The following is a 9,751-nucleotide window of genomic DNA, read 5'->3' as shown; positions in this document are numbered from 1 at the left end:
TTACTCTGCATCTACGAGGTGCCTCTCTGCGAGGGTTGTTGGACTCTTCGACAAGCCCATTTTCCCTTGCAGGGCAGGCACTTTCGGCTTCTCAACCCCCGTGTCGCGCGACTTCCCGTGAAAGATCGAGGCTAGTGACAGCGCGCCGACGGTGGTTCCGGCGACCACGGCTGCCGCGGTCAGGCTGACGAGAGCCAACCGGCGCTGATGGCGCCGGCGAATGCGCCGTTGAACGTGAGCTAGCAGGCCGACCGGTCGGTCCGCCTCGTCGGCTTTCCTCCGCAGCAGGAGCCGAATCGCCTCCTCAGTTGAACTCATCGTGTCCGCTCCCCGGTAAGGCTGGTGTCCGCCCGCAGCCGGGCCAGCGCCCGGTGCAGGTGCGATTTGACGGCCCCGGGCGAGCAACCCAGAACCGCCGCGATGTCTTGCTCGGTCATGTCCTCGTAGAAGCGGAGCACCACCGCTGCCCGCTGTTGGCGAGGTAGCCGCAGGATGGCCCGCCACGTCAGGTCGCGGTCTTCGGCTGTCCCCGCCGAGTCCGCCGCCGGGCCTTCCGGGAGGTGCTCGACCGGCTGCTCCGCGTTCCAGCGCCGGGCCCGCCAACCCAGGAAGATAGTGACCAGTACCCGTCTGGTGTACGGCTCCAACGCGTCGACGTCCCGCAGCCGCTCACGTCGCTCGTAGACCCGGACGAGTGCCTCCTGGACGAGATCCTCGGCCCGCTGCCAGTCGCCGGTCATCAGAAATGCCATCCGGCACAGGGCGCGGGACCGATCGGTGACGAACGTGCGGAACGCCTCCTCCACCTGCACCCCCTCCAGCATTCTGACGGGCTGGCCCCGGCCGATGGTTTACAACCACCCAAAGACCAACTGAGCAGCGCTCGACGTGGACCCGATGGCGAAGGCCATCAGCGGCTACCGGATCGCGGGCGTGCGGCCGGCGAGGGCCCGCCGCGTCGCGCCCCTTGGTGCCCCAGTCCGCAAGTCGTCCAGCAGCTCGGCAAGCAGCGCTTCCTCGAATGCCGCTGCCCCGGTCGTCCTCATCTCGGCTGCGAGCGTCGGGTCCCACGGCGTGTCGGGGACGTCGGTCATGGGGACATGGTTCGGTCCGCCCCGCGCGGCGGTGTAGTCGGCTGCGGTCATCCGCCAGACGTGGGCCGACGGCACGGCGCGTAGCACGGTGGTGACGTGGGCGATGCCGGCCGCATCGAAGTCGGCGCGCACCGCGAGCCCCCAGCCGGCGTCCACGAGCCGAGCGATCGCCGCCACCTCTACGCCCGACGGTGTTCCAGAGGTGCAGAGCAGTCGCACCGTCCCCCCGGTCCCGGCGATGTCGGCCGCGGCCGAGGCGACCGACGGGTTCTCCGTCACGAACACCCAGCCGCCGGCGGGCTCGGCCTCCGGCCAGCTGCATCGGGTGAGTTCCCGGGGCGGCAACGTCACCACGGCACCGGACGGCACGCGCCAGCCCGTCGGGTGGATGCCGACCGAGATGAGTCCGCCGGTCAGATCGTCACAGTCGACACCGACCGCAGCCCAGGCGTCGCGCGGACGGCGACCGGACGCTACCCGGGAGCCTGCGAGCAGGGCGAGCACCATCGCCGCCAGCGGTTCTCCGTCGTCGAGTGCGTGCGGGTCACGGGTGATGTCGCTCGCGAGCACGCGCCGGTCCCGCCGGGCTCCGGGCGCAGGCAACGCGTCCACAACGGAGAACGCCTGAGTGAGCAGTGCCCTCGCATCTGGGGCCAGCTGTAACTTCGCGACCCAGCCGGAGCGGCGCAGCCACGACCACGCGGATTCCCAAGCTGCGGCAACCGGTGAGGGCGACGATGCGGCCCAGGCGGCACCGACGGCCTCGAGGTCGTGCTCGAACTCAGCGCGGTCGTCCCTCCGCCTGGCCCGAGTCGCGAGACGTCGCCCGATCGCGTGCGCAGCCACCGCCCCGGGCGTGAGATTCGGCCCATGCCGCCGCACCGCAACGCAGAGCGCGCCCAAGTCAACCCGGCGGGATTGGCCAGCGCCAAGCGGGCGTCCCGGAATGAGACCGAGCACGGCCGCCCGCTGCTCGGGAGCCACCGGCGCGGTGAGCGTGACTGCACCGGCGCCAAGCGCCGGGTCGCCGCGACGGTCCGCGATCTGGGCGATCCGTCGCCACACCCAATCCAGCTCGTCGGCGAGGAGCGGGCGCAGGTCGGCTTCATCACACTCGCCGTCGCACAGGCGGCAGGCTGTCACATCTCACCATCCGGCCGGGCTGGGATGTCGTCGCCGGGAAGCTGGACGACGCCGCGCACCAAGATGGGGAATGCGACGACTGTGGTGTCTGGTCCGGCCTCGAGGTCCCATGCGTCCACGCCGTCCCAGGCGCCAGGTGCCCCGTCCCACAGGTACGAGGTGCAGACTAGATCCAGGTCGAGCTGGGCGAGATAGCGCGCGAGCCCTTCCCGACCCTGCTCGTCCACCTCAGCCGGCACCTCGTCGAGCGCCGCCAGGCGGAGCGCGGTCTCGCCGAACCTGTCATACCCGGCGGCGATCGCGGCGAGCATCGGGGCGAGGACCACCAGCCGACGTTCGCCACCGGACAGACCGGTGCGCGCCGTCCAATTAGCCGTCGTGCCGTCCGCGCGGTGAATCTCGTAGTTGACGTCGACCCAATCACGGATGTTCACGGCGGCGGCGACCTTCTCCGCCATGTCCGCTCCCTCGGCGGCACCGATCAGCGCCTGCAACGCGTGACCGATCGCAAGGTCTTGCTCAGCGCTGCGGTCGCCGTCGAAGACCTTGCAAGCGAGCTCGTACACGGTGCGGGCATGCTCGGACATGTCGTCGGCGACGCTGATCCGCACCTGGACGCTCAGCTGGCTGGACGCCGATGCGCTGCGCATCTTGGCGTTGACCTCCCTGGTCCAGTCGAACATCCGCACCCAGCCGGTGCGAATCGCCGACGGCAGCATCCCGACGACGAAGTCTCTGAGCGCCTTCTCCTCCGCAACCGCGAGCGCCGCCTCGGCGCGCTCAGCGAGGGCGGTAGCGTGCGTCGCCGCGCGAGTCGGCGTGAACGAGTCATCCTGGAAGTTGAACTGGTAGGTCAGCAGTTCGCCGAACGGGTCGCCGTTCGCGAGAACCCACGAGCCGGCAAGCCGGGCACGCGCCTCGTCGTAGCGATCTCGAACGGTCCGGCTGGTGTAGGCCTTCGCCGTCGCGAGGCCGGCAGCGACGTCGGGGAGCAGGTGCTCGGCTCGGGGAGGTCCGCCGGCGAACAGGGCATCGGCGACGCCCGGGGCCTCGAGCAGGGACACCAGCTCGCGCATGCGGAGGCCCAGCAGCGGCTCCGCCTCATCCTGCCGGCGCCGGGCCTCGCTGAGCTGCCCGTCGAGACGGGCCATGTCGATGCGCAGGTCGTCGCGTCGTGTCGTCGCCGGCCCGAGCCGCTCAACTGCCTCCCCGAGCTCCCGCTTCGTCTGCTGGTGCAGTCGAAGTACCTCGTCGATGTCGGCGCCCGCGCTCTCGCGCAGCACGTCCATCTTGCTCTGGGTGGCCGTGGCGAGCTGCATCGCCGCGCGCGCCTTGCCGAACAGCTCGGCGAGTTGGGTCGCGCCGTCGCCGTCCACCGATGAGAGCAGGCGACCCAGGCGCGGCGCGAGTCGGTCGGCAAGGACACCGGCAGCCGAGCGCAATGTCCCTGCGGCGGCTCGCGACAGTTGTTCGATGCCCCCCAGGGCGTCGAGGTCCGTGGGCAGGCCGCAGCCGCGGGTGCGCTCTGCCCACTCCTCGTGCAGCTGCCGGTGCAGCCGGTGGAGGCGCGCGGCTTCGGTGACCGCGGCCTCGAGCTCCGCTTGACGCTCCGCCACCTCGGCGGCCCGGTCCGCGCGAGACGCCTCCGCCCCGCGCAGCGGTCCCCGAGTCGGGAACGAGGTGGCGGCCTGCACGAGCTCGGACGCCTCCCGACGGAGCGCCTCCCCGCTCGCCTCAAGCCGCCCCGCCTCGGTTTCGAGATCGGTCGCCTCCGCCTCGAGCTGCGCGGCGCGGCCCAGTGCGGCGGCCCGCCGCTGACGGGCACCGACGTGCTGCGCCGGCGGCCAGTCCCCCGCACCCGAGACGAGCGCCGGGGCGCCGACGGTGACGCCGGCGCGGAACGTGCCGTCGCGGCCGATGACGAGCGCAGCGTCGATGGTGGACGCCGCGGTGTCGGCGAGCGCGACGCGCTCGAGGACGGCGGCGGACATCCCGGCTCGCGGGTGCTCGGTGTCCACGGCGAGGACGTCGGTCAGGTTCGGGTGCACGATCGGCGCTTGCGTGTCCACGCGCCACGTGCCCGTGCTGGCACCATCGTCGGTCAGAGTTGCGCCGAGCAGGCCTGCCGCGGACAGCGCCGCCTCCAACGGCAGCCTTGCGGCGCCGTCCACCACGGGCTGCCATTCGATCGCAGCGCCGAGCGCATCGTCGTCGTTGCCGTCCCCCGCCCAGGCGGGGCGCGGCAGCGGCAGCAGCTTGCCCGCCCGTAGCTCCTCAGCTTTACGTCGGAGCTCCCTCGCGTCGGTGCGCAGCTCACGCGCGTGGTCCTCAGCGGTCTTGGCATCGGCTCGACGCTGCCCGGCCCAGTTGGTCGCCCGGTTGGACGCGGTCGCGGCGAGCTCCTCGACGGCGACCAGAACCTGTCCGGCTTCCGCCTGCCGCAGCGCGTCGATGTCCTCCGTGTCCCAACCTGCGCCGACGGTGGCGCTGCCGCCCGGCTCGACGCCGGGCATCGCCAGCTGACGGTTCTCGTTCGTCCAGGACGCGACCTTGCCGAGCAGCGCGGTCAGCTCGATTCCCGCCTGCTCCTCCAAGCTGCGCAGCCGGCTCTCGTCGTGGTCGAGGCGCTCGTTCAGCCAGTCCACCCTGCGGTCGACCGCAGCGGCATTGCGATCGGCGACGGCGACCGCTTCGTGGTCGGTGACGGCGAGCGCGGCGGCGTCGGCCCGACCCGTGTGAGCAGCGGCCGCGTCGCGCCACGCGGTGACCGCATCCGCAATCGGCTGGATGTCGCCGGTCACGGTCACGGCGGGCCCCGGGTCCACGCTGCGGTCCCCCACGGTCAGCACCGATCGGGGTGAGCAGGTCCAGGTGACCAGGCGGTCGAGGCCGATCACGGCCGGATCGACCTCGCGAACCTTGGCCTGCTCGGCCCCGATGTCGGCGCTCAGGTCCCCGAGCGACGCGACCAGGTCGACGCTGGCCCGGCGGGTCTCACGGGCCGCCGAGGCAAGCGCGGCCCAAGCCGCTTCGGCGCCGTCCAGCTCGGCGACCAGCTGGCCTTCGAGCGCGCTCAGGGCCTCCGCGCTCCGGTACGCGTCGCTGCTCTCCAGCCCATCGACGCGCCCTTCGAGCTGGGCCCGCAGTTCTGCGAGACCAGACAGGTCGCCTTCGGCATCCTTGAGGCCCTCCGCCGTGCGGGCGGCGAGGCCGTCGAGGCGTTTCACCTCCTGCTGCCGGCGGCGCAGCTCGCCGCGCGCGTCGTCGGTAGCCTGATGCGCGGCGCTGAGGACGTCGGCGGCGTGGCCGGCCCAGACCGTGGCGAAATCGGCGATGATGCTCGCATTCGCCCGGTCGCAGTCGAACGCCTTCCGGGTCTCCTCGCTCTCGGCTAGCGCCTCCGCGGCCGCGCGGATCACCTCCTCGTCGACGCCGGGCAGGACGTCGCGGAGTGCGTCCCGGGCCTTCTGCGGGCCAAGGTCGCCGAGCAGGTTCGGGTTGCGGACCTGTCGGATGCGGCTCGCGAGCAGCCGCGCCTCGGCGGCGCTGGTGCGCAGCGTTCGGGCGGCCAGGTCCGCGACGTACTCCTCCTCGTCGGCGAACAGATGACCTCCGGCTGCCACGACTGCGGCGGTGAACTCCTCCATCGACAGCGCGCTGCGGCCGTCACCGACGAGCGGCATCCCGGTGACCGGGCGGACCGGGAGCCGGAATGGCACCACCTTTACCGGCGGTGACGACCCTTCGGAGAACTGCAGGCGGACGCCGTACGACAGTTCACCGTCCGTGCCGGGGCCGACGAACGTGAGCCAGGCGTATCCGATCCGGCGACGGCCGTTCGCGCCTTCCCGCATCAGCGAGGTAAGAGTTGTCTGCCGGGCCTGTCCGGCACCGAGCTGCCGCGGGTTGAGGTCGAGCAGGTACGGCCAGAGGATCTCGAGGGCCGTCGTTTTACCGGTCCCGTTCGGGCCACGCATCAGCAACCGGCCGCTGTTGGCGTCCATGAGCAGGTCGCCGTAACGCCACACGTTCGAAAGGCCGGCCGCGACGAGGCGCCATCTGCGCCCGAACCGGTCGGCGGACGCCGGCACCGGTTCGTCGCTGACCGCCAGGAGCGGCCAATCAGGCTCAGTGGCATCGAGGGTCACGGGATCTCCTGAGCGTTCTCGTCGCCGGGCACGGCTTCGGTGCCACCCGCGGGGACGAGCGGCAACTGCTCGCCGTGAGCCGTCGGGTGGCGCGTTTTCGGGGTCGGCCGAGTCGGGGAGGCCCATCGGGCGGTCGACGGCGAGAACCACCACACGGTGTCCTCGCCGACGCCGACACGAACCAGGTCGAGCCCGGTTAGCAGGGCCTGAACCTCGGCGACAAGAACCGCGGGGTTGTCGACCAGGTCGGCGCGCCAACCGCCACCACCCGGTGCGAACTGGGCGGAGAGCTCCGTCAGGTGGGTGCGGACGTCGCGCTCGGGGACAGCGAGCCACCCGGGGCGGTCATCGCCAATCATGCCGTTCGTCTGTGCGAAGCCGCAGAGCAGCAGCGCGGCATGCGGGACGGTCCCCGAGGCTGGGAACGGTGTCGGGCCAAGCTCGCGGTCGTACCGGAAGGCGTCGTCCGGGACGACGAAAGCGGCCCCTTCACTGCGGCGTTCCACGTGCAGCCCGAACGCCTTCGCGAGCTGCTCGCCATCGTCGCCGCGCACCCGGCGGCGCATCCAGTCCGCCTCGGCCTCGTTCAGGTCGGCTGTGTGGACGACCGTGTCATCGATGAGACGGCGCCGCATCCGCCGGCCGGTGTCGGGCTCGGCTTCCGCCTGCCGCAGCCATCCGGCCGGGTTGGCGGCGGGGTCCGCGGCCCCGAAGTTCGCGATGACGTGCAGCAACCGAGTGTGGTGCACCGCGAGCAGAACTGGTGGTTCGTCGTCTGTGACGAAGCTGCCGACGTCACCGTCGACCTGCTCGATGACACCCCGCTCGTCGAGCAACTTCAACGCGTGCACGATCGCACGGCGCTCGGTGACCTCGCCGGTCACTGCAACGCCGGCTTCGGCAGCAGCCAACTTCGCGGCAGAGACGAGCTTGCCTAGCGGGACCGTGGGCGGTACCGCCTCGGCGGCAGCGACCAGAAGGAAGAACCAGGTGCAGGTGAGTGGAGAGGGTGCCGACGCGGCCCACGCCTCGCGGCGCACCGGCCCGGACTTGCGAAGCCGGACCAGGTCACGTTCCACGACGAGCGCCCAGCCGAGCCGGCCAACGGCACTGCGGATCTCCGGCAGGTTACGCCGCACCTTGGCGATCGCCTCGTCGTCCCGGCTGGCGACCAGCCACGGGCGAAACGCGAGCAGCCGCAGCATCTCGGCGGCTTCGATACCACCCTCGGGTGACCAGCGCCGGGGCCGGGCGACCTCGGGGGTAGCGAAGTCGCCGGACGTACTCACGCCGCACCGTCCACAACTACCAGGGGTCGCGTGGCGCGGTCATCGACCAACAGCACATCAGGCGGCGCCGCGACGGTACCCTGCGCGTGAAACACCGCCATCCGGTCAGGGAGCCACACTCGCCACGTTGGCGCGCGGATCACGCCGGTCTCCCCCGGCGAATGGAACAACGTGCAGGCGAGTCCGTCGCGGGCAGCCGAGCGGCGCGGCCCGGCCGCGCCGGTTCGCACCGCCGCCATCAGGGCCGTCATTGCCAGGCGGGCAGCAGGCTCGGTCAGCACGGAGCCGGCCTGCGCGGTGAGCACCTCGAGGAGTGCCTCCTCGCGCAGCCGCCGACGCTGCAGGCGGCGGCGTTCCACGTCGGCACGTGCCACGGCGTCGTCGCGCGCCGCGGCCGGCCGCCCCCGGACCCCGGTGCGACCGGTGAGTCGCAGCAACTCGGGCACGGCAACCGTGGGCCCCGCACGCCAGGAGGGCACCCGGGTCAACTCATCATCGTCCCCCGCACCGTGGAGCTTGCGCCACGAGTGGTCTCCGAGCGCCACGAGAAACAACGCCGGTGCCAGGTCACTTGAGTGGCAGGCCTTCGCCAGCGAAAGCGCCCGAGCGCGAGACGTCGCCGTGCCGCTGGAGGTGTGCAGCCGGCGCAGGTTCGCGTGCATCCCGGGCAACGCCCGAACCAGGCGCAGCGCGAACCGCTGTGCCCGGCCGCGCTCCGGGTCGCACCAGGCGACGAGCCCCGTCCAGTCCTCCACCCGGCCGCCCTTGGACGCCGTCAACGCACCACGGGCGATCAGCTCGCGCGCAGTCGAAGCCTCGACCGCCGCTCCCGCCAGCTTCTCGAAGTCGCCGACGAGCAGGTTCAGGGCACGCGCCGCCCTGGCGGAGCCGCGCCGGAGCTCCACCGCGACGTGAGTCGCGTAGTCGACGAGCAGACCTTTCAGCTCGCCCGCCTTGTCGTCGTCGAGGTCGAACCGGTCGGCGAGACCCGCGAGCGCGTCCTCGGCGCCGACGAGCGCGCCATCCAGGTCGTCGTGCGCGGTGAAAACCTGAGCGACCAGCTCGGCGCAACGGTCGACGTCCGGGCGGTCGCCGGCGAGCCCTGCCATCTGCTCCAACGAGTCAACCAGCCGGCCGAGGTTCGTGAGCGGGATCTCCCGTACGACGAGCAACCCGGACAGGATGTTGTTGTAGAAGCGCTGAACCTGCCGGCCCAGCGGTGTCGCGGTGTACCGCCAGTTGCGAGCCACAATGTCCGAGTACCGCAGGATGCGCGCGTTGTCCGTTCGCGCCGACACCGCCGACCACTCGCGCAGCTTGTCCAGCCGCGCGGTAACCACCCGCTCCTCCAGCGGGCGCCCGACGGCAGCGAGCGCGGCGACGATGTCGGACGGAGTCAGGTCGGTCACGGACGCCTCCAGCACGTCCATCACCGCGACGTAATCATCGGAGCCCGGAGCGACTAGGTACGCGGCGGTGGCCCGCGAGTCGAAGACGCCCACGACCATCTCGCGCTCGCCGTCGGATCCCGGCAGCGGCGGCACGTGGCTCGCCGTCGGAGCGCCAGCGCGCGTTGGCTCGCGAGGTACGTCCAGCTCACCGCCGCTCTGGGCCATCGACCGGCCTCCCTTCTAACAGAAAGGCACGCTAACCCGGGCCACCGACAGAAACGCGCAGCCAGTAACCGGTGTCGGCGACAGATCCAGGCTGGGGGTCATTGTTTGGGAAGATTGAGGCTGCCGTGACAGATGAGGGTTAGATCACCCGACGGAGCCAATCGAGCAGCTGAGCGGCATGTCCGTCCGGGGGAAACACCGGATAGAACACCTCCTCGATGAACCCCTCCCGGATGACCAGGGTCAGCCGCTTGAGCAGGGTCTGTCCCGCGACCGTCATCGTCGGCAGCGCCAGGGCGGTGGTCAGGGTGAGATCCGCGTCGCTGATCCGAAAACTACGCCTTAACCGGGCAGGCGGCAGCGCGCGGCGGGTCGGCGTCGCGAGTGGTGGATCGGCGGGTCAGGCGGGGGTGGCGAGTAGTTCGCCGGTGTCGGGATCGGCGGGTGTGATGCTGACCTGG

6 protein-coding genes are annotated in these 9,751 nt (G+C 71.5%); all 6 read right to left on the bottom strand.

The features are described from left to right. Positions 1–314 precede the first annotated feature (314 nt). Entirely contained in the window at positions 315–824 is a 510-nt protein-coding gene (locus tag VNG13_15070) for a SigE family RNA polymerase sigma factor (protein HVA61836.1), read from the bottom strand. Positions 825–917: 93 nt separating this feature from the next. Next, positions 918–2,237 carry a DUF2399 domain-containing protein gene (locus VNG13_15065; GenBank protein ID HVA61835.1) on the bottom strand — a complete coding sequence of 440 codons (1,320 nt, stop codon included), beginning with the start codon at positions 2,235–2,237 and terminating at the stop codon, positions 918–920. Further along, positions 2,234–6,385 carry an SbcC/MukB-like Walker B domain-containing protein gene (locus VNG13_15060; GenBank protein ID HVA61834.1) on the bottom strand — a complete coding sequence of 1,384 codons (4,152 nt, stop codon included), beginning with the start codon at positions 6,383–6,385 and terminating at the stop codon, positions 2,234–2,236. The genes VNG13_15065 and VNG13_15060 overlap by 4 nt, the downstream gene beginning before the upstream one ends. After that, a complete protein-coding gene (locus tag VNG13_15055) occupies positions 6,382–7,674 on the bottom strand; it encodes a TIGR02678 family protein (GenBank protein ID HVA61833.1) in 1,293 nt (430 codons plus the stop codon). Before VNG13_15055 ends, VNG13_15060 begins: the two co-directional genes overlap by 4 nt. Beyond that, entirely contained in the window at positions 7,671–9,218 is a 1,548-nt protein-coding gene (locus tag VNG13_15050) for a DUF2397 family protein (GenBank protein ID HVA61832.1), read from the bottom strand. Before VNG13_15050 ends, VNG13_15055 begins: the two co-directional genes overlap by 4 nt. A 211-nt stretch (positions 9,219–9,429) precedes the next feature. Continuing rightward, entirely contained in the window at positions 9,430–9,570 is a 141-nt protein-coding gene (locus tag VNG13_15045) for a hypothetical protein (GenBank protein ID HVA61831.1), read from the bottom strand. Positions 9,571–9,751 lie beyond the last annotated feature (181 nt).

The sequence above is a fragment of the Mycobacteriales bacterium genome (assembly GCA_035533475.1).
GTDB lineage: Bacteria > Actinomycetota > Actinomycetes > DATLTS01 > DATLTS01 > DATLTS01.
Note: the sequence above shows the minus strand (reverse complement) of the source record. Positions and strands in the feature narration are given on the sequence as shown.

Bases quoted from the DNA above. Each gene is read 5' to 3' on its own strand.
- VNG13_15070 (HVA61836.1), bottom strand. From the start codon at position 824: ATGCTGGAGGGGGTGCAGGTGGAGGAGGCGTTCCGCACGTTCGTCACC.
- VNG13_15045 (HVA61831.1), bottom strand. From the start codon at position 9,570: ATGACGGTCGCGGGACAGACCCTGCTCAAGCGGCTGACCCTGGTCATC.